Source organism: Actinoplanes sp. NPDC026670 (genome assembly GCF_040638175.1).
Taxonomy (GTDB): domain Bacteria; phylum Actinomycetota; class Actinomycetes; order Mycobacteriales; family Micromonosporaceae; genus Actinoplanes.
Window position 1 is genome coordinate 39,991 of the sequence record NZ_JBEZXU010000074.1, and the last position, 19,836, is coordinate 59,826.

Below are 19,836 nucleotides of genomic sequence, written 5' to 3' on the forward strand. Positions count from 1 at the left end.
GCGGGCGATTGCCGCTATCGGCTGTTCGCCTCCACCTTCAAGCCATTCAGGCGGACGTGCGTCGGCGCGAAAGCACTGACGTCCGGTTACGGCATCGGCGCACTAAACGCGCCATAACGGATTAACGAAACCCGCGCTACCATCCCGATCCACCCGCGCCAGGGCGATCAAAGGAACGACATGACTTTCCACAATGCCGGTCCGGCACATCCTGAGCCGGCGAGCCCGGATGAGTCACCGGCCGGTATGAAGCCCGGTGCCGGCCTGACGAAGCGCCGTCGATTCCTGATATCCGCAAGTGTTGTTCTCACGGCTGTCACCGGTGTCGCCGCAGCGCACGCTGCGACGGCCGCGGTCAGCGAGCCGCCCCTCAAGCAGCCTGATAGTGCCGCGACGAGCTTCGACGCGGCGTTCTGGCAGCGCCAGGAACTGCTCGTCGATCTGAGGGGCTGGACCGAAGGCCTGCCCGGTATCAAGACCAGCGGCTACGTCACCAGTATCAACAACGAGCCGGTCGACGGCTCCGTCGTCCTGGTGTGGCACGGGCCGGCAGACCCGGTACAACGGCAGATCATCGACGAGGCCGGGCGCCGGCACATCCCCATCTCCGTCCAGCAGCGCAAATACAGCATGGCTGACCTCGAACGGGCCGCTGACCAGATCTTCGCCATCGAATCCGGCACCGGCGAGTTCCAAAACTTCAAGATCAGCGGAGCCGCCTCCTTCAGCATCGACTTCGACGGCGTCACCGTGATCGGGCAGTATCTTCATCCGCCGGCCGAAGGCATCGCGGCCGCGGACACCGCGCTCACGCGGGCCCTAACCGCTCGAACCGGCGTAGCGGTCACGATCGAACACGGCGAACTCGTGCCCCATTGACCAGCCCGGCCGAAAACTCCCTGTGTCGACGGCGCGGTGGGTCACCGTCGCGGCGAACTCACACACGAGTTGGTGAGCGTGAGTTCGCCGCGTTCGGGACACCGGCCGAGCAGGGCGGCCAGAACTCTGCCGGTCGACGTCGGCCAGCTTGCCCGGCAATGACGCCGTCACGACCCGCGAGCTGGGCGGTGCGAAGGCGCTGACCGGTCAGGGACCGGCCACTCCGCTCGGCTGGGGCCTCTCCGGTTCCTGGCAGGTCCAGGACACGGTGCCGCTGATGGCGGCGCCGGGCAGGCCGCCCTCACCGGTCTTCGCCAGTTTCTTGAACGTCCAGGTGCCGCCACCGTTGCCGTCGGTGGTGGCTTTGCTTGCGGTGCTGTCCGGCCAGGTGCCGTAGACGGTGTTGTCGATCGCGATGCTCGGCCGCGAGCCGGGAGCGACGAGCTGGTCCTTGGGGTAGGTGCCCGGCCCGGCGTAGTCGGCGATCCACATCTCCATCGTGATCTTGTGACCGTCGACCGGTCCGTCGAGCAGTCCCGCCGCCATGTATTGCTTGTCGGCGGTGCCCTTGGCGTACTCGTCGCAGAATTCGAGGAAATGGGCGCCGCCGGACGGTGCGAGCGCGGTGGTCGTACCGCTGAAGGTCTTTGCTCCGGTGATGTCGAAGGTGAGGGTGACCCTGGGGGCGATGGAGAGGGCGACCTCGTCGGAGATCTCGCTGCCGGGAGGCCCGGTGTCGAAGATCGGGCCGGGGCCTTCCTCGGCGCTGCCGCAGGCGGCGAGGGCGGCAACCGAGATGGCGGCCATCAGGGCCGAGGCGGTCCGTCGAGCGCTGAACATGTTGTCTCTCCTTGTCTGACCTGTGCAAACAGCATGGAGAGCACCACCAAAGAAACCCCAAAGACCGAGAGACTGGGTACGGGTGACGGTGGCAACCATTCAGGGGCAGATTCGGACGCGCCATTACGGGCGTTCTTGATCAGGTTCCGTTCTGCTTTCAAGTTGCCGCTGGGTCCGCTCGGTGATCTCGTTGGAAACTCTGCCCATCATCGATCTGGCGCGTCCCAGGGCCTGCACGCCGAAACGGCTGGCGACGCTGACGCCCTCCGATCCGGTCTCCACAACCATGTCCTTCACCTCAGCTCCGGTGCTGAGGACCTTGACACCCACCTCGGACCCGGTTTCGAGAACCTTGTCGCGCACTTCCACGGCTGCGTCGAGCCACCGCCGAGCTCTCCATGATCGCCCGTGGCGGACGATGCCGAGCCGGCTGTTGAAGTCGACAACCTTGGTCGCGAGCAGGTTGGTCGAGTGCACCACGGCGCGTGATGAGGTCGGGTTCAGCAGCACCTTCGCGTTGGCAGTGCCGACGGCTGCGTCCATCCGTGCGACCAGGCGCTGGACGGTGGAGGAGATGAGCTCGACACGCTTCTGCCGGGCGATCCGGATGGCAACGCGGTGCCTTTCCAACTCTTCTACGGACGTCTCCAGTACGCGGTCGAGTTCGAGTACGGCAACCGCGTCCTGGAGTTGAAAGCAGCGGGCCAGAACGGCGAGCCATTCCGGTAGCTTGACCTCGGCTTTCCGGGACGACGTGGCCAGGTCACCGACGCTGGTCGTCTCCAACTCCTCAGCGATGGCGTCGAGTTGCCGCAATGCGTACGCCTGCGTCCGGGCCAGCGGCACCGGGGTGGCCTGCACCTTCGACCAGGTGACTTCAGAAACCCGGCCTACCTGCTCCCGGATGGTCAACGCCTCGTCGACGACCAGTTCCACCCCGATCATGTCCGCCACTACTGCGTCGGTCTGCGCGCGAAGCACAGCGTCGACCTTCGCGTCGATCACTGCGAGATAGTCGGTGATCTCGTCCATGGTCTGCTTCATAGCGAGTTGCGCCATGAGTCCGGCGGCGCCGGTCAGGATCGCCGGGTTGGTCAGCATCGCGCTTGGGGTTTGCACGATTTCGAGCAGGCCGGTGATCTTGCCGTGGTCGGTGAGCACGGCGCGGCTGAGACCATTCTCCGAGCCGCTCATGAGGTTGTACTTCTTCATCGCCGCAGCGGACTCTGCGGACAGTTGAACCCATCGACCGGACTGCTCGGAGATCTCGGCGCCGACTTTGGCGATCTTTGCGCCGGCACCGAAGGCACTGCTGAGCCGCTTCAGTCCAAGGTCTTTCGAGGGCAGCCGCTCCGTAGACAGGAACCGATCGACAGCCGCCGGATTCCCGATGACCGCCAGACCATCGCCGTCACTGATCAGCTGGATCTCGTTCTCCAACGCCCTGCTCCTTGATATGAGGCACAATCGACCCAACGCTATGTTGGCCTCGTCGGCCTCACCATGGCCCGCTCGTCTCGATCATCTCCGAATCAGAGGATGCCGTGCGACCACGCCACCCTCAGCTACGAGCGCTCGCACCGCCCCGTTTGGGCTACTACTCACGGTTACGTTCTCGGAGTCGCGCTGCACGCTGCGCGGCATGTGAGTGCTCAGCCGCCCGGTAGCCAAGCTGAAAGAAGGTTGATCTTCAACTACGCCGTGGCCCCGCCTGAAGCGCGTGCCACTCTCCGACATCGCTGGCCTGTCCGGTGCGAGTGAAGGCGCTGACCAAGTCCCACGCGCGGTGAACGTCCAAGACCACGTCGCCCATGAACCGCGTCAGTTCGTCCATGACCGGGACCTGGACGTACGCCTCGTCGGGAACTGTGCCGTCGCCGGCAAGAAGGAAGGACTGCTCGACCGGAGCAATGACGAGCAGGTGGATGACCGCGTACCCGCCGCGGAACCCGATGGCTAACTGCGGAGACTCGACCGCCGGAACTTCGACCTCGATGTAGCCACGGATGCGACGCCGAAGAAGATGACGGAAATGGCTGTCCAGTTCTGCCGGATCCGACCGCACCGGGGTGGGGCGGAAACGGCGTGATTCCAGCGCCGTCGCGGACCACACCACATCCATCGCGCGATTGTAGGCGTACCTACGGGCGTCGCCGCGCATCAGGTTGCCGAGAGTCTGGTCATCCGCCAAGTCCGACCTGGTAGCTCGGATCACGACAGATGAGCGTGCCGGTCTTGGGTGACGACACCGCACGGGATAATGCGGCTCAGCGGCTGTGGCGGGTGATGGAGAATGCGGCAATGACCTCGCGCGTGGAAAAGTTTCTTGCTCATCTCGACCGGCTCAGCGGCGGTGTGGAGCCTCGTTTTCTCCCGGTCGAGTCGACGCACGAGGGCCTCAAAGACGTCACCGTCATGGCCTACGAGAACCTGCCCGAGGGACTCAACACGGCTGTGACCTACGGCCTTTCCCTGGCCGACCATCCAGACTGGCTGCATGGACGGCCCGAGCTGTGCATCAGCGTCCACTCCGACGACGAACGCTGGGCCCGCGTGATCGGACATCTCGCCGAACGCCTACGCGGTTCCTGCCCGTTCTGCTACGGCAACACCATTCGCTTCGGCCAACCGGTGACTCCGCAATCACCTATGACAGCTTTCGTCGTCTTCGCCCCCATCGCCCTGGAACGCGAAGACTGCCACATCGACGTCAGCCCTCCCGGCCACGATGGCCACGACATCATCCACATCACCGGCATCTACCCGATCCACGAGACTGAACGGCAATACATCACCGACCATGGACTCGAAGCGTTCTGGGCCCTCGACTGGGACCCGTACGACACCACCCGACCATCGGTCACCTGAGCGCCGGTCGCCTGGCACCCATAATTGCTTGACGTGACGCTTCGTGGCGGTCGGATCGCGGTAGTCGAGGTCGACACCCCGCGCTAAAGAACAAAGAGTGTCTCTTGCTGCGGCGGGTCCAGAACGGCACGCAGACCAACGACAGTCAGGCGCCATTTCATGCGGTCGGGACTCGCGTTCCAGGCTTCAGCAAGCCACGTCGGCTTCGCAATAAGGCTGTCCAAGGCCTTGATGGCGAGGTCCCGGAGGTAGGTGGGGAACGGCGGCATAGGTGTGCTCGGGCCGTAGGCCGAGTCTACGGTGACCCCGCCTGGGTATTGGGCCGCAATCAGCGCTGCAGCGGCGACGGCACGCGGGGCGTCGGAGAGCCGGGAGTCGTCGTCGGCTGGGTCAGCGACGCGCTCGAGGACTGAACCGATCATCTCTATGCGGACGTGCGCCGGCGCATCATCAAGAGCGTCGGCAAAGTCTGCGGCGTCATCGTTGTCGAACGGCCCGACGTCCCATGTCCCCATGATCGCTATCCTCCAATCGCTGGAGCGATCGTCGCACAGCGGCCTGCCTGAGACCCGCCCACAGAGCGGCAGATGCGGATGCCGGTGGTCAGGTCGATCGGAGTGATGACGGACCTAGCAGGCGACGCCTCGGCCGAATGTAGGGGTTGTCAGACGAGCGGAGGCCGGTTCGGGTCGAATGCCTCGGTGATGTGGCCCCGGCTGAGCGCCTCGATGAGAGCGTTCGTTCCGCGTTCGCGCTTGAGCACGATCTCGGCCGGATGCAGCGGCAGCAGGGCGAACAGTTCGATGCGAGTGCCGTCGCCGACGTCAATGGTCTGAGCTTGTTCCGGCACGGTCAGCATCGGCACGACGACCACCCCGGCGAACGGCGTGGCCGGCGCATACGGCCCGGCGGGGTCACCGTTGGGCACCGAATGCCATGGACCGAGCCACGTGCCGTACTCATGGGGAAGGCGGGCAACCTGCTTGAGCAGACGCAGCGGCCAGTAGACGTTCTCGTCGCGGAACGACTCCTGATCGAGTGGCCAGTCGGCAGGAAGGCAGATCGCGAGCTCCGCGTAAGGGCTGGTGCCGTGCCCCTGCGGCACGGTCATCGGCAGTTCGCTCATCCCCGATGTGATCAGCGTGCGGAACGGTCGCCGATCGGTCGGCTCGACGACATAGATGTGCACGGCAACGTGGTGCGACACGATCTCGTGGAGAACGCCTTCAACCGGCCCGAAATGCTCGGTGATATGGCGGCTGATGGCATCGGCGACCTCCTGGCGCTGCCCGTGCGACGGCACCAACCCGTCATGCCGCGCCTTGTGCCGCAGGATGCGCGCTCCCTCACTTTCCGCCATGATCCACAGCGTACCGGGCGTCCTGGCCGGCTACCGGACCGACCGCAAAGCGTCGGACCCAGGCGCCGACACACCATCGGTGAGCAGACGCGACCATGGCGCCGAAACGAGTGGGCCTGCACACCATCGGCAGCATGTGAGTCTGCCGCGGATCAGTTGTTGTCTCGCGTTCGATCGTTCGCTGGATCGAAGTGGTCTGGAAGGCGATTAATTGCCCATGCGATCGCTTCCGTCGCGGTGGCGACCCGAGCCAGCGTCGGGCCGTTCCACCATTCCTTGAGAGAATACTCGCCTTCATGGGAGGCCAGGAGAGTGGCAAAGCTGGGCGTGAACGGGTACGAGGTTGCGGAGAAGCTCAGCGCCCAGTGACTGGTGTAGGGGTATAGCGCTCGCATTCTTGGCTCCCCGTAGGCTACTTCGATCAATGCTTGGTACTCGGGCCAGCAAGATTGCCGGGCATCTTTGAGCAGCCATTGCCACTCCGCGGCAATGATGTCGGCGGGGTCGCCGCACGGTATCTCAAAACGTCCGGTCAGGAGGTCGAAGGGCGCGGCACGGCCGATATCGTTCAGACTGGCTCCCTCCGCCCAGCCGACGACGACCGCCGGAAGCTGAAGCAGGTCAGTAGTGGTTCCGCTCAACACAACACCGTTGCGTGACGTGCCTTGAATCCACCATTTGTGTTCAAATTTCCACGCAGAAACGAATAGCGACTCCCGATGCGGGAGAATGCTACTGATCGTCGCATGCCGAAGGGGATCCGACCAGGGCCGTTGCGTTCTCGCTCGGCGAGCCGGTGAGCTGGGATGATGCCGGGTGATTGGCCTATATGGAGGCGTTTGGAGCGGGTGAAGCCCTCAAGGTGATCATGGAGTTTCTCTAGGACTTCACGCACCGAGGACTCCACCCGCAGATGGCATCATCCCTGATCTCCGCACTGACCGTGACAACCCCCGACGGCGACACTCCACCAACACCGATCACCGATGGTGAACATCCGGGACTTCTCGAAGCCGTCAGCGTGATCCCGGACCCTCGCGACCCTCACGGAGTGCGGTATCCCCTGGCGGCCCTGCTGACCGTCGCGGTCTGCGCGGTCCTGGCCGGGGCGACCTCGTTCACCGCGATCGCCGATTGGCTGTACGACCTGGACGAAACCGACCGGCGACGGCTGGGATTCACCAGGGGCATACCGGCAGGCACCACGGTGTGGCGGCTGCTGATCCGCCTCGACGCGACCCTGATCAGCAGCGTTCTGGCCGGCTGGTTACGTTCCCGGACACCGTCGGTGACCAGCAGTCCGCGCCGCTACCGGACCGTGATCGCCGTGGACGGTAAGACACTCAGGGGCTCCCGCCTGCCCGACGGCCGGCAGACGCACCTGTTGTCCGCCCTGGACACCAGCACCGGTATCGTCCTGGCCCAGGTCACCGTCGACACGAAGAGCAACGAGATCCCAGCCTTCACCCCGCTGCTGGACGCCGTCCAGACCGTACTCGGCAGCTTGACCGGCATCCTGTTCGTCGCCGACGCCATGCACACCCAGACCGGCCACGCCGAGCAGACCACCGCCCGAGGAGCACACCTGCTCCTGCACGCCAAGGGCAACCAGCCGACCCTGTCCGCGCAGCTCAAGAAGCTACCGTGGGCGCAGATCCCGGTCGGGGACCGCACGCGCGACCGCGGGCACGGCCGCAAGGAGACCCGCACCGTCAAAGCCGTCACCCTGCACACCCCGGGCGGGATCGCGTTCCCGCACGCCCAGCAGGCCGTCCGGATCATCCGCACCCGCACCATCGACGGCACGACCAGCCGCGAGACGCCTACCTGGTCACATCCCTGCCCGCCGCCGACGCTCAACCCGCTGACCTGCAGAAATGGGCGAGAGCGGAATGGCTGATCGAGAACCAGGTCCACAACGTCAGAGACGTCACTTTCCGTGAAGACCTACATCAAGCCAGGACCGGCACCGGACCCGCCGTCATGGCCACCCTGCGTAACACCGCAATCGGCTGGCACCGCATCAACGGCGCCACCAACATCGCCCGCGCCACCCGACGCGCCGACCGCCGATCACACGACCTCATCACCACCGTGACCAGCAGCTGGCCGATCAATTGAAATCCGCGATCATGGGCAACCAAAGCGGCCGGGAGATTTACACCGAACTCGCCACCGCTCCGAGGCCTTCAGTGGAAATCCACCCGAATGGGGATGTCTTTGGTGGATGCCGATCAGCGGGCTCCGGTGCTGTGATGGTCTCGGCTGTGTGCTGAGGTGGATCGTATCGATGATCGGGGCGGCGACGATGTCGGCCGCGATGACGGCCGGCTCGGCTGCGGCTCAGCCGCAGGTCACCCCGGCCGTCCCGGTCGTGCAGGTGACCGCCGGCCAGGCCCACACGTGTGGCCTGGGCGGGAACGGCCGGGCCTACTGCTGGGGCTCCGGCTACTACGGTCAGCTGGGCAACGGTGGCACCACCGACCGGCTGACTCCGGTGATGGTGAGCGCCCCGGCCGCCGGGGTGACCTTCACCCAGCTCATCGCCGGCACCGACCATACGTGCGGGCTGGGCAGCGACAGTAAGACCTACTGCTGGGGTTCCGGCGGCTCCGGTCAGCTGGGCGACGGCAGCACCAGCAGCCGGTCGACTCCGGTGGCGGTGAGCGCCCCGGCCGCCGGGGTGACCTTCACCCAGCTCGCTGCCGGCTACGGCCACACCTGCGGGCTGGGCAGCGACAGCAAGGCGTACTGCTGGGGCCGGGGCGGCGCCGGTCAGTTGGGCGACGGCGGTGCCACGAACCGGTTGACTCCGGTCGCGGTGAACGCCCCGGCCGCCGGGGTGACCTTCACCCAGCTCACCGCACGCAGCGACCAGACATGCGGGCTCGGCAGCGACAACAAGGCCTACTGCTGGGGTTCCGGCGGCTCCGGTCAGCTGGGCGACGGCAACACCATCGACCGGTCGAGCCCGGTGGCGGTGGACACCCCCGCCGCCGGGGTGACGTTCACCCAGCTCACCGGCGGCCGGTTTCACACCTGCGGGCTGGGCAGCGACAGTAGGGCCTACTGCTGGGGCTCGGCCGGCGGCGCGGACGGTCCGAGCCCGGTGGCGGTGAACGCCCCAGCCGCCGGAGTGACCTTCACCCGGCTCACCGCGGGCGACCTGCACACGTGCGGGCTGGGCAGCGACAGCAAGGCCTACTGCTGGGGCTCCGGCGGCTCCGGTCAGCTGGGCGACGGCAACACCATCGACCGGTCGAGTCCGGTGGCGGTGGACGCCCCGGCGGCCGGGGTGACCTTCATCCAGCTCACCGCGGGCACCGACCACACCTGTGGGGTGGGCAGCGACAACAAGGCCTACTGCTGGGGCCTTCTCAACACCGGCCAACTGGGCACCGGCGGCAGCACGGACCGGTCGAGTCCGGTGGCGGTGAGCGCCCCGGCCGCCGGGGTGACCTTCACCCAGCTCACCGCCGGCCGGTTCTTCACGTGTGGGCTGGGCAGCAACGGCAAGGCCTACTGCTGGGGCCGGGGCGGCGGTGTGAACGGGTCGACTCCGGTGGTGGTGGACGCCCCGACCCCCGGGGTCACCTACACTCGACTCGCTGCCGGCGGATATCACGTGTGCGGTCTGGGCAGTGACAGTAAGGCCTACTGCTGGGGCGGCGGCAATCACGGTCAGTTGGGTGACGGCGGCACCGCAGGCTGGTCGGATCCGGTGGCGGTGGACGCCCCGGCCGCTGGGGTGACCTTCACCCAGCTCACCGCCGGTGAGGAACACTCGTGCGGACTGGGCAGCGACAGTAAGGCCTACTGCTGGGGCTCCGGCGGCTCCGGCCAGTTGGGTGACGGCGGCACCACGGACCGGTCGAGTCCGGTGGCGGTCGACGCCCCGGCCGCCGGGGTCACCTTCACCCAGCTCGCCGCCGCCGGTGAGCGCCACACGTGCGGTCTGGGCAGCGACGGCAAGGCCTACTGCTGGGGCTCCGGCAGGTACGGCCAGCTGGGCGACGGCAGCGTCACCGACCGGCTGAGCCCGGTGGCGGTCAACGCCCCGGCCACCGGAGTGACCTTCACCGAGCTGGCTGCCGCCGGCTACCACCACACGTGCGGGCAGGGCAGCGACGGCAAGGCTTACTGCTGGGGCTCCGCCAGTTCCGGCCGGCTGGGCGACGGCGGCACCACGGACCGGCTGAGCCCGGTGGCGGTCAACGCCCCGGCCACCGGAGTGACCTTCACCGAGGTCATCGCGGGCAGTGACCATACCTGCGGGCTGGGCAGCGACACCGTGGCCTACTGCTGGGGCAAAGGTGCCTCCGGTCAGCTGGGCGACGGCGTTGACCTGTACCTGCCGGCTCCGGTGGCCGTGTCGCCGTTCCCCTCGATGCCGGCCGGCCCGCAGCCCCCGACCGGGGTGACCGCCGCGGCCGGTGACCAGCAGGTCGTGGTGTCCTGGACCGCCCCGGCAAATCTGGGTGACGGCACCTTGACCGGTTTTACCGCGGCCGCGTCGCCGGGTGGGCAGACCTGCACGGGTATCGCGACGACCTGCACGATCACCGGGCTGGCCAACGGCACCGCCTACACGGTCACCGTCACCACCGGCACCACCGCGGGGACCTCGGCGGCCAGCGACCCCTCGGCGCCGGTCACGCCACAGGGCGTGCCGCAACCGCCCACCGGCGTGCCCGCGGCACCCGGCGAGCGGTTGATCACCGTGATCTGGACCCCACCGCTCCAAATCGACGAATCGCTGGTGCGATGACCGCGACCGTCTTCCTTCACCTTCAATGTCCGCCCTGCCGAACACGGAAAGAAGTTCATCGCCAAGAATCGCGCCTACGACCGGACCGGCAACCTCCGCTCCAGCGGCAAACGCACTTACCACAGTCAGGCGTGATCGTCGACGGCCACGTCGAAGAGCAGGCGGCGCCGCCAGACCACGGCCGGGTCGTTCTCGCGGCGGGGATGCCAGTGTGCGGCCTCGGTGATGTGCACCGTGGGCAGCCCATCCCGCAGGGCCGTTGCGTTCTCGCGAGCGGACGCTCTGACCTGGGATGATGTCGAGTGATCGGCCCATATGGAGGCGGATCGAGCGGGTGAAGCCCTCAATGGCTCGGAGAGCGAACGGTGGCCCCACCTTCGGAAGAACGATGGCCCCACCGTGTCCGAGCCAGAATCGCTGCGGACGAGTTTTGGCCCCACCCGAGAGCGGGCCAGCACACGGTACGCGACCAGGGCCGCCGCCCGTGGCTGGCCGAGAAGGTGGGGCCACTGAGCGTTAGTGATCAAGCATCGCAAGGTCGGGAAGTGGGGCCAGCAGTGACTTGTAGGTGGGCCAGAGCTCGTGCGTGAAGCCACCTCAAGGTGATCATGGAGTTCTTCACACTGCACGACCACCGAGGACTCCACTCACCGATGGCATCATCTCTGATCTCCGTACTGACCGTGACAACCCCTCGCATTGACACGCCACCACCGCCGGTCACCGCCGGTAAACGCGGCGGGCTCCTGGCCCGCCGCGAGCCTGGTCCCGGACCCGCGTAACCCGCGCGGGGTGCGATATCCGCTGGCATCGTTACTGGCCGTCGCGGTCTGCGCGGTCCTGGCCGGCGCTACTTCCTTTCACGGCGATCGCCGACTGGCTGTACGACCTCGACGAGTCCGACCGGCAGCGACTCGGGTTCGACCGGGGCGTGCCGGCCGGCACTACAGTGTTGCGGCTGCTGACCCGACTCGACGACGCACTGGTCAGCCACGTGCTGGCCGGCTGGCTCCGGGTCCGAAGACCGCCACTTGACGTGGCGCGGCCGCGCCGCTACCGGACCGTGATCGCCGTCGACGGTAAAACGCTGCGGGGTGCCCGGCTGGCCGACGGCCGTCAGGTGCACCTGCTGTCCGCGCTGGACACCAGCACCGGCATCGTCCTCGCCCAGGTCACGGTGGACACCAAGAGCAACGAGATCCCGTCGTTCACCCCATTGCTCGACGCCCTGGAGAACCTGCTGGGCAGCCTTGCCGGGGTGCTGTTCGTCGCCGACGCCCTGCGCACCCAGACCGGCCGCGCCGAGCAGATCACCCGCCGCGGAGCGCACCTGTTACTCCAGGCCAAAGGCAACCAGCCCACCCTCCACGCCCAGCTCAAAGCCGTTCCCTGGGCGCAGATCCCGGTCGGCGACCGCACCCGCGAGCGTGGTCACGGCCGCAAGGAGACCCGTACGGTCAAGGCCGTCACCCTGCAGGCGGGATCGCGTTCCCGCACGCCCGGCAAGCCGTCCGGATCACCCGGACCCGCACCGTCGAGGGCAAAACCAGCCGGGAGACCGCCTATCTGGTCACGTCCCTGCCCGCTGTCGACGCTCAGCCTGCTGACCTGCAGAAGTGGGCCAGATCGGAGTGGCTGATCGAGAATCAGGTCCATAACGTCAGAGACGCTCACGTTCCGTGAGGATCTTCATCAGGCCCGGACCGGCACCGGACCCGCCGTCATGGCGACACTGCCTAACACCGCGATCGGCTGGCACCGCATCAACGGCGAAACCAACATCGCCCGCGCCAACCGACGCGCCGACCGCCGTCCATCCGACCTCATCACGGCCGTGACCAGCAGCTACCCGAACACGCAATAGCCCTGGTCGGCGGGCCAGGGGCGTGCCCGGTCCGGAAGGTCACCGTGGCCACGTTGGTTGTCACCGGCCCGATTAGAATTCGATCATGACCGACGCATCCGTGCACCTCGTCGCCCAGCCTCGTCTCGACACGCTCGTGACGGAGTTCCGCTCCGATGCCCAGCGGCTGCGCACCGACTTCGCAGGGACGGCCTGGATCGGTGACATCCCCGACCCGGCATCCGGGATGATGGGACCGAACTACCAGCGGCGTGCTGTCGACTCGCAGTTGTTTCTGCCTGACACCCACTGGTACACCGTCAGCGAGCTCGACGACGCCGAGATCCAGATCGTCGTCGGACTGCTTCAGGTGCCGGGCACCACGCAGGGCTCACAAGGGCTGGTCGGCGCCATCGCGGACCCAAGTGCGGATTTCTTCGAGCACCCGGAACACGAAGACCGGGTCGGCATCTGCCTCACGCTGCGGGGCCGGATCTGGTCCAACGTCGGTCTGTCGTATCGAATCACCGTGCTGTGCCGGCCGGAGGCCTTCATCAGCAGCGCACCCGAGTGATGCGAGGGCCGCACTGAACCCGGCACCAGCGTGGGTGCCGGCCACCACGAACGCTCGGAGCAGATGAGGGCGTCGGCGTGTCGTCCACTCAAGGGATGCGGCGTAGATTCCGCGGGTGGACTTCGACCGCCTCCTTTGCCTGCTCGACTCGGAGGACGAATTGCTGGCCGCGTGTCGGCAGGCGATTCTGTACGGCAGGCGATGGCGTGTTTACTCGACGCTGGTACCGGCATCCGAGCTTGCGTGGATCTATCAGATCCGGGAAGCGCAGGTCCGAGAAGCCGGCATCGAGACGATCGGCCTTTCGGCGGCCGTCGAGGCACTACGATCGCTCGGCGATAAGCCTTTACGTCTGGGGTACGCGGTGAGCGCGGACAACCCGCCCTACGAGTTCCAGCTCTTCCTCAACGCGCACCTGACGGCTGTCGTGGCATGCCTGGCGGTCAGGCTTGTGAGATATTGAGCACCGTCGCCCTGCGGACAACCCGTCCCCGGCTGGTTTATTCGCGAGTTGGGCTCCACCCCGAACGAGACCCGCTCAGACGTCGCCGGTCCGCCCCATCGTTTACGCACGGTGACGGTGGCTGAGGCGAGCACACCTTGTCTGCGGCAGGAGAGGGCGTCGGAATCAGTGTCCTGGATTATCGGCGGATGGGCATTCAGATTGAGCTGCATGCCGCCAATCAGCGGAACCGCGGAACCGCGGAATAAGCGGGGTGCACTACCTTTGGCGACCATGCAATCACAGTCTGCTTGCTCAGAATGTTCGGCTGGTCAACCAAGTGGACTGCTCAGAAGGATTGAAGGGGTTGTACACCGAACCGGACAGCCGCCGGTCGAAGGTCAGCGAGCCTACGTACCGGCCACGGCCGCCGTTGCCCCAATGGACGCTGAAGGCAATATTCGAGTCGGTGACGGCACCGTCGTTAACGGTCGACATGTCATTGTCCCACCGCGCAGTTCCGTAGAGTTTCCCGTTGGAGTCCTGTGTGAGGTTGAGCCTCACAACAGGGCCATTCGCCTGATACAAACTCCAGTTCCCAGTCGCGTTGAAGTTTGGAGCTGTCACCACGCTGGCCTCTTGCGCGGCGGCGTAAGAGGTGCTGGCCTGGGCGGGGGCTGCGGCTCCAGCAGCCATGGCAGCAGCAGCCAGGCTTGACGCCACAAGCGTGGTGGACATTCGTGCCTTCTCTCAGATTGAAATAGTCGGATTACAGTGGATACGAATGTCGAGATGCCGACAATGGCCAGTTCGACCCCGCAAGGGGCACCTTGCGCCGTCAGGCACAATCCAGCGTGCAAGGACCGCGAAGGCTGCCCCTCCTGTAGTCGCCCAATGCTATGACGTAATGTATGGGCGGGGATGCCTAACGGCCGAACCGGATCGGCGGAGGCCAGCGTTCATGAAAAGGGCCGCTGGGCGGACAGCTAACCGTAAACCACGCGAGAACCGAGCGGTGCCCCGGCGGCTCGACGCGACCAGATGCCGCAGCGGGAACCGGCCGTAACACGCCGCGGGACGGGCGCTATCTGCGGCAAGAGAGTGAGCGCCGTCGTGCCGCACTGCGGGTCGTACTTTCCTGACTTCCGCGGGTGATCGTAGGCTCGCGGTGTGCAGGGTCCCTCTCATGCCGGTGTTGCACTTCGGGCTCTCGTGCCAGAACATGCTCGGACCATCGCGGCGTGGACGCTGGTCCCCGGATTCGTTCGGGAGGCGGATTGGACTCCGCGTTCGTCTCTTGATGAGTACGAGAGCCACCATCGGCAACTCATCCAGGCTCCCCCGGTGGGCCACCTTCGTCTTGGTGTCTTCGAGTCGGAGGAACTGGTCGGGTATGTCGACTTTCATGGCCAAAGCCCAGTACATCGCGAGCTGGGGTTCCTCATCGGCGTCCGTGATCGCTGGGGTACCGGGCTTGGCCTGGGTGCAGCTGCAGCAAGCGTGCGCTATGGCTTTGTCGAACTCCAGCTCAGGGAGATCAGAGCCCGAGCTTTCGAGGCTAATGTGCGATCAGTCCGGATCCTTCGGCGCCTGGGTTTTCGGATGATCGATTCAGAGGAAGGCGCTGAGTTTGGAGGCGCGCCGACCAGTCTTCTGCACTTCACGCTCTCATCAGAGCGGGCCGCGGCAGGCTCAGTAGTTTGCGACCGAGGCGCTCTCTCGTCGGAAGGACAAGACGCCGGTTCCGGAGCTGGCAACCACCGGCCGTGACGGCGGCGCCGGCCGAGCCCGGATCGCGTCAGATCCGGATGCAGTGATCGCTAAGAGCCTGCTGATCGCATCCGTGCCATCCGAATGGAGGGCCTCATGTTTGCCCCAGTGACCGCGAAAGCTGGGTGAACACTACTGGATCCTGCTTCTTGGCGCGGAAGTGCTGTTGATGGCGACGGCCCCACCATGAAAAGCGTCAGCCCGGCGGGTGTCTGCTTCAAATAGACGCTTGAGCCGCGGGCGGAGTTTCTCAGCTAGCTCTTCTAATTCGGAGTAGGCAAGAGAATGCCCGGTTGCTTTGCGAATCCGGTAGATGAATTCTTTGTATGCGTCGAACACTCGAACAATGATTGTTCCGGACGTTCTCGCGACTACGTCAATATCGAATACGTCGCAGTTGATGCCGCTAGCTAGGTTTTCATAGTAATTGAGGTAGTTGCGCAGCAAGCGTCCGTTCGGACTGTTCGAGTCTGCATCTTTACAGAAGTCACGGACAGCAACCGGGTCAGTGTCGGGAGGAACTTCCTTGGCCACATCCTGGCGATGGCTCATGGTCGTGGCGAGGTGCTCAAGCGTTGACTGACGCTTGATCCGAATCTGTTCCAGGGCAAAAGTTTCACTTGTATTAGTGATCTGTGATTGCAGCAGGCGTAGTTGCTTGATCACGAACACCAAGAAGATCACATTGACACCAAGCGCCGCTACGGCTGTCAACGCAGAGATCAAATCGGGCTTCACGATGTCCTCGCAGGATCGTAGCAAGTGTCGATTCGCTCACTGCCCACAACACTATCCAAGCCAATCAAGTGGGTCCTGGAGGAACTTCTTGACTGGGGCGGATGAAGCGAGCAGCAAACGGCGCAAGACCTGCATTCCCGACTTTTTTCTGTGCGGTGCAACGCAAATTGCGCCGTCTGGTGGTACTCGCGGTCACCTGATCGGATTATCAGCTGTTTCCGGCGGGTCGCCGAGTGTCCCTGTTACTTGCCGTCGTATACTGTCGACACCCCATGATCGAACGCACTCACATCGGCACGACAGCACGTCGGCTCGTCGTGGTCGTCCACCAGCCGTGACGGCGGCCCGGTCCGGGCGTGGATCGCGGCTGGAAGCGGAGGTGCGAAGGGCGTGCCGCGGCCTGAGCCCGGGACGCCCTACCGACTCATCCGGTGATCTTCTGACGTGCGGCGATGGTGGCGGCGAGCAGCGTTTCGTCCGCGCGCATCTCGGCGTCTTCGCTGCCGAGGCTCGGCCCGGCCCGATGCCGGGAGGCTATGAATCGATCAAGCCGGTCGAGTACCGGCCCCGCGTGTGACCCCATCGCGGTGAAGACCTGCAGCGCCTTGGGCCCGTACAGGTCGTCGGACAGGTACCCGGGGAGAACCTCCAGTAGTTCAGCGGCTACCGCGGGACCTTCATGCAGCCATATTGCGCCGGCTGAGTTCAACTGCCCGGAGCCGGGAACTCGAAACAGGCTCCGCAGTTGCTTGTGCTGGCGGGTGGTGAGCCCGCCGTGCTGGGTCAGCCAGGTCAGCAGCGCCGACGCGATGCCGTCCCGGCCAAGTTGTTCCGGTCGGCCGGCAAGGTACCGTTCGGCCACCGCCCGGTCCGACGTGACTTTGAGAAGGGCGAGCGTCGCGCCTTGCGTCGGGTACTGCCGTAGCAGCGCGGCCGCGGCTGCTGCGGCTGGCCCGATCCGTCCCAGAACGTAGATCGTGGAGTCCGGAGTGTCGTTCTCGGCCCCTTCGAGCCTGGCAACAAGTTCCGGCACTGCGGCAGCAGCACCCGGACCGAAGGCGGCCAGTACCCGCATCGGCAGTCCCGGTGCGCACGAATCCGGCAGTGCGGCCAGGATCTGCCGGGCGGCGGCCACCGGTGCCTGAGGATCGGCGCCCTTTCGGGCGACCGCCCTGAACGCCTCAGCAAGGCGCGGCTCGGCGCTGCCGGAAAGCATCAGCCGTACCAGATGCGGCACCGCCCGGTGGTCGCCGCCGCTACCCAGCGCGGTCGCGGTTACCGCGCCGAGCTCAGGGTCATCCAGCATCGACGCCAACTCGTCGGCGGCCAGACGGGATGCGGTCAATGAGGCCGCCACCGCGTGCAACGCGGCCGATCGCACCTCGAAAATGTCGTCCTGCAGTAGGCCGGTCAGTATCGGCGTCACGCGGTCGGGCGCGGCACGCCACTCACGCATCGCCGCGAGCGCCATCCGTACGCCTTCGAGTTTGACCTGTGGGCGCTCGACCCGGTTCGCCAGCCGTTGTGTCCAGGCGTAGCAGTCCTGCTCCCGATCGAGGCTGGTCAGCGCCCGCGCCCAGCGCTCGCCTGCGGTCCGGGACAGGCGGGACCCTGGCGCGTTCAGGACTCCGGCGCAAGGTTCGAGGTCGGCGCGGATCGCGGCGTCCAGTGCAGGCCAGGCCGCCGGGTCGTCTCTGGTGAACACTGCGACGTTGGCGAGTAGCCGGACGGCCGCAACGGGATCCGACCGTAGGGTTTCCAGGATGGCTTGATGCCGCGTGACTTGGTTCCAAGGCATGGCATCCACGAAGGCGATCCGAACGACTGGATCGGTCGAGGCGTTCAACGCCGACATGGCCCGCTCAGCGTCGGCGGTGCCCACCAGTAGCGTCGCCGCGGTCCGCCGTACCTGCGGATCCACGTCGTTCAGGGCTGATTCGGCGGTGTCTGCCACCAGGAGCCAGCCGGGGTTCTGGAAGCTCAGCTGGTCCAGCAATTCGAAGATCGTCCGGCGTGCCGACACACGGCGATCGGTCGTGAAGGTCAGCAGGCGGCGGGTCATCAGCCCGTCCCGGTCAGCTCGCACCCAGTAGAAGATGTGTGACCGTACGTCACTGCCGGGGACCAGAACATCACCCGAGACGATGCCGGCTTCCAGCCATCCCCAGTCGCCCAGCGGCGACACCAGGTCGGGACCCTTCACTTTGCCAGGCGCGAGGCGCCCTTCAGATACGTCATAAACATGATCCTCGTTCACCAGCATTCCGCGCGCAACGCGTATCCGCTTCCCCCGGCCGACCGCGTGTTGATGCTGGCTACGTTCCGGAGGCCATGAAGGCGGCGAGGATGTAGTTGGGGTATCGGTCGAGGTTCTTGCGGGCGCGGTCGTAGCGGATGGTGGTGCCGGGGGTCGGCGTGGCGGGCGGCGATCTGGACGTCGCGGAGGCTGACCCCGGCGTCGAGCATCGTGGTGACGAACGTGTGGCGCAGCATGTGGGGGTACATTCTTGGGATTCGGAGCTCGGCGGCGACGACCGGTGCCCGCGTGCCGGTCCATCCGGGCGTCACGGGTGTTGCGCAGGATCGGCCCGTCGTCTCGGTCGTCAACGGCGCGGTCGATCGCGCGGGCCACCGCCAGCGGTAGCGGCACGAGGACGACTTTGCCGCCTTGCCGCGGACCTTGAGTACGCGGTGGCCGTGTTCCTCGCCGAGGTCGGCGATGTTGGCGCCGCAGGCCTCGAAGATCCGCAGCCCGAGCAGTCCGAGCATCGCGACCAGTGCGAAGTCGTTGGTGTTGGCCGGCAGCCGGGCGGCGGTGATCATCGCCTCGAACTGCAGATGACTGAGGCCGAGCGTGGGCGAGTCCGGCGGGACCAACGGCCGGCGGACGTAGTCGGCGGGCGAGTGCGTCAGGATCTGGTCGATGACGCAGACGCGATAGAAGCCGATCACCACGGACAAGTGCCGGGACACCGTTGACGGCTGGTAACAGCGAACGTCTTGCAGCCAGCGTACTTAGCGTTCAATGTCCGTCCGCGCCGCTTGCAGAGGGTCCAGTGCCTCCCCGATTGACCAGTGCAGAAAGACTTTGAGGTCGGAGTCGGTGTGCATCCGCGATTGACCGCGCTCGACTTTCGTGCTTTCTGGGGTTCTATGCGGCTTCCTGGGCCCAGGTGAGTCTGAGGGTGTGGAGTTCTTCGTCGGTGGGTTGAGCTGGGGATGTGCCAAGAATTCGGGCGGCGATCAGGGTGCGGCGGAGCTTGATGATCATGTCTTGGTAGGACGGTTCGGTTTTGGTGGTGTACCAGGGTGCGCTGGTGCGGCGGTTGGTGACGGTGTGGCTGGTGTGGCCGTGCAGGGTGTACCAGATGGTGACGATGGTCTGGGTGTAGAAACCGAAGGGGACGGTGCGTTCGACGGCTTGCCGGGTGCGGTTGCGTGCCTGGCCGACGCCGGTGTTCTGTTTGGCGTCTTCGAAGGTGACTTCGATGCTCCAGCGGGTGGCGTAGCGGTTGATCAGGTCGGCGGCGGGGGTGTGCAGGTCGGTGGTGATCAGGGCGAGGTGGTAGCCGGATCGGGTGGGCCGGCCGGGTTCGCGGAGCAGGATCGCCCGGACGGCGCGGCTGCGGTAGACGCCGTACCAGAGCAGGGTGGCCTCGGTGAGGTCGACGGTGCTGGTGGTGCCGTAGCGGTGGACGGTGGTGCTGGTCCAGGTGGCGGTGGCGGCGAGGTGTTTCGGGGTGCCGAGACGTTC

20 protein-coding genes and 1 pseudogene are annotated in these 19,836 nt (G+C 66.0%); 10 read left to right on the plus strand and 11 right to left on the minus strand.

Annotated elements, in window-relative coordinates:
* Nucleotides 1-180: 180 nt before the first annotated feature.
* Nucleotides 181-879: a hypothetical protein gene (locus AB0E94_RS44050; protein ID WP_360339615.1), complete on the plus strand. Its 699-nt coding sequence runs from the start codon at nt 181-183 to the stop codon at nt 877-879.
* Between the two features lie 207 nt (nt 880-1,086).
* Here AB0E94_RS44050 and AB0E94_RS44055 read toward each other — a convergent pair whose 3' ends face one another.
* From AB0E94_RS44055 to AB0E94_RS44065, 3 genes are all read right to left on the minus strand, one after another.
* On the minus strand, nt 1,087-1,719 hold the full coding sequence (locus AB0E94_RS44055; protein ID WP_360339618.1) for a hypothetical protein: 633 nt from the start codon (nt 1,717-1,719) through the stop codon (nt 1,087-1,089).
* A gap of 123 nt (nt 1,720-1,842) precedes the next feature.
* Entirely contained in the window at nt 1,843-3,159 is a 1,317-nt protein-coding gene (locus tag AB0E94_RS44060) for a hypothetical protein (RefSeq protein WP_360339622.1), read from the minus strand.
* A 250-nt stretch (nt 3,160-3,409) separates the two neighbouring features.
* Entirely contained in the window at nt 3,410-3,910 is a 501-nt protein-coding gene (locus AB0E94_RS44065) for a hypothetical protein (protein WP_360339625.1), read from the minus strand.
* Nucleotides 3,911-3,939: 29 nt separating this feature from the next.
* Between AB0E94_RS44065 and AB0E94_RS44070 the strand changes: the two genes are divergently transcribed.
* Nucleotides 3,940-4,587 carry a suppressor of fused domain protein gene (locus tag AB0E94_RS44070; protein WP_360339628.1) on the plus strand — a complete coding sequence of 216 codons (648 nt, stop codon included), beginning with the start codon at nt 3,940-3,942 and terminating at the stop codon, nt 4,585-4,587.
* An 83-nt stretch (nt 4,588-4,670) separates the two neighbouring features.
* Here the strand turns inward: AB0E94_RS44070 and AB0E94_RS44075 are convergent, their stop codons facing one another.
* From AB0E94_RS44075 to AB0E94_RS44085, 3 genes are all read right to left on the minus strand, one after another.
* A complete protein-coding gene (locus tag AB0E94_RS44075; protein ID WP_360339631.1) occupies nt 4,671-5,102 on the minus strand; it encodes a DUF4259 domain-containing protein in 432 nt (143 codons plus the stop codon).
* Nucleotides 5,103-5,251: 149 nt separating this feature from the next.
* A complete protein-coding gene (locus AB0E94_RS44080) occupies nt 5,252-5,947 on the minus strand; it encodes a suppressor of fused domain protein (RefSeq protein WP_360339634.1) in 696 nt (231 codons plus the stop codon).
* A gap of 152 nt (nt 5,948-6,099) precedes the next feature.
* Entirely contained in the window at nt 6,100-6,588 is a 489-nt protein-coding gene (locus tag AB0E94_RS44085; protein WP_360339637.1) for a DUF6193 family natural product biosynthesis protein, read from the minus strand.
* 410 nt (nt 6,589-6,998) lie between these two features.
* Between AB0E94_RS44085 and AB0E94_RS44090 the strand changes: the two genes are divergently transcribed.
* The 7 genes from AB0E94_RS44090 to AB0E94_RS44120 all read left to right on the plus strand — a co-directional run bounded on the left by AB0E94_RS44090 (nt 6,999) and on the right by AB0E94_RS44120 (nt 13,595).
* Nucleotides 6,999-7,847 carry an ISAs1 family transposase gene (locus AB0E94_RS44090; protein ID WP_360339640.1) on the plus strand — a complete coding sequence of 283 codons (849 nt, stop codon included), beginning with the start codon at nt 6,999-7,001 and terminating at the stop codon, nt 7,845-7,847.
* Nucleotides 7,848-7,930: 83 nt separating this feature from the next.
* Nucleotides 7,931-8,068 carry a hypothetical protein gene (locus AB0E94_RS44095; protein ID WP_360339643.1) on the plus strand — a complete coding sequence of 46 codons (138 nt, stop codon included), beginning with the start codon at nt 7,931-7,933 and terminating at the stop codon, nt 8,066-8,068.
* Nucleotides 8,069-8,237: 169 nt separating this feature from the next.
* A complete protein-coding gene (locus tag AB0E94_RS44100; RefSeq protein ID WP_360339646.1) occupies nt 8,238-10,715 on the plus strand; it encodes a fibronectin type III domain-containing protein in 2,478 nt (825 codons plus the stop codon).
* Nucleotides 10,716-11,595: 880 nt separating this feature from the next.
* Complete coding sequence (locus AB0E94_RS44105) at nt 11,596-12,354, plus strand: ISAs1 family transposase (RefSeq protein ID WP_360339670.1); 759 nt, start codon at nt 11,596-11,598, stop codon at nt 12,352-12,354.
* 84 nt (nt 12,355-12,438) lie between these two features.
* Nucleotides 12,439-12,579, plus strand: a complete 141-nt coding sequence (locus AB0E94_RS44110; RefSeq protein WP_360339649.1) for a hypothetical protein — start codon at nt 12,439-12,441, stop codon at nt 12,577-12,579.
* An 85-nt stretch (nt 12,580-12,664) separates the two neighbouring features.
* On the plus strand, nt 12,665-13,132 hold the full coding sequence (locus tag AB0E94_RS44115; protein WP_360339652.1) for a hypothetical protein: 468 nt from the start codon (nt 12,665-12,667) through the stop codon (nt 13,130-13,132).
* A gap of 115 nt (nt 13,133-13,247) precedes the next feature.
* On the plus strand, nt 13,248-13,595 hold the full coding sequence (locus AB0E94_RS44120) for a hypothetical protein (RefSeq protein ID WP_360339655.1): 348 nt from the start codon (nt 13,248-13,250) through the stop codon (nt 13,593-13,595).
* Nucleotides 13,596-13,889: 294 nt separating this feature from the next.
* Here the strand turns inward: AB0E94_RS44120 and AB0E94_RS44125 are convergent, their stop codons facing one another.
* A complete protein-coding gene (locus AB0E94_RS44125) occupies nt 13,890-14,312 on the minus strand; it encodes a hypothetical protein (protein ID WP_360339658.1) in 423 nt (140 codons plus the stop codon).
* A gap of 432 nt (nt 14,313-14,744) precedes the next feature.
* On the opposite strand from AB0E94_RS44125, the gene AB0E94_RS44130 reads away from it, so the two are divergent.
* The gene (locus tag AB0E94_RS44130) at nt 14,745-15,344 is read left to right on the plus strand and encodes a GNAT family N-acetyltransferase (RefSeq protein WP_360339661.1); all 600 of its coding nucleotides are present in this window, start codon (nt 14,745-14,747) and stop codon (nt 15,342-15,344) included.
* Between the two features lie 132 nt (nt 15,345-15,476).
* Here the strand turns inward: AB0E94_RS44130 and AB0E94_RS44135 are convergent, their stop codons facing one another.
* The 4 genes and pseudogenes from AB0E94_RS44135 to AB0E94_RS44150 all read right to left on the minus strand — a co-directional run.
* The gene (locus AB0E94_RS44135) at nt 15,477-16,082 is read right to left on the minus strand and encodes a DUF4760 domain-containing protein (RefSeq protein ID WP_360339664.1); all 606 of its coding nucleotides are present in this window, start codon (nt 16,080-16,082) and stop codon (nt 15,477-15,479) included.
* 424 nt (nt 16,083-16,506) lie between these two features.
* The gene (locus tag AB0E94_RS44140; RefSeq protein ID WP_360339667.1) at nt 16,507-18,339 is read right to left on the minus strand and encodes a hypothetical protein; all 1,833 of its coding nucleotides are present in this window, start codon (nt 18,337-18,339) and stop codon (nt 16,507-16,509) included.
* Nucleotides 18,336-19,037 (minus strand): site-specific integrase, encoded by a 702-nt coding sequence (locus AB0E94_RS44145; RefSeq protein WP_360339673.1) that lies wholly within the window; start codon nt 19,035-19,037, stop codon nt 18,336-18,338. Before AB0E94_RS44145 ends, AB0E94_RS44140 begins: the two co-directional genes overlap by 4 nt.
* A gap of 196 nt (nt 19,038-19,233) precedes the next feature.
* A pseudogene (locus AB0E94_RS44150) lies at nt 19,234-19,836 on the minus strand (hypothetical protein); the annotation flags it as partial.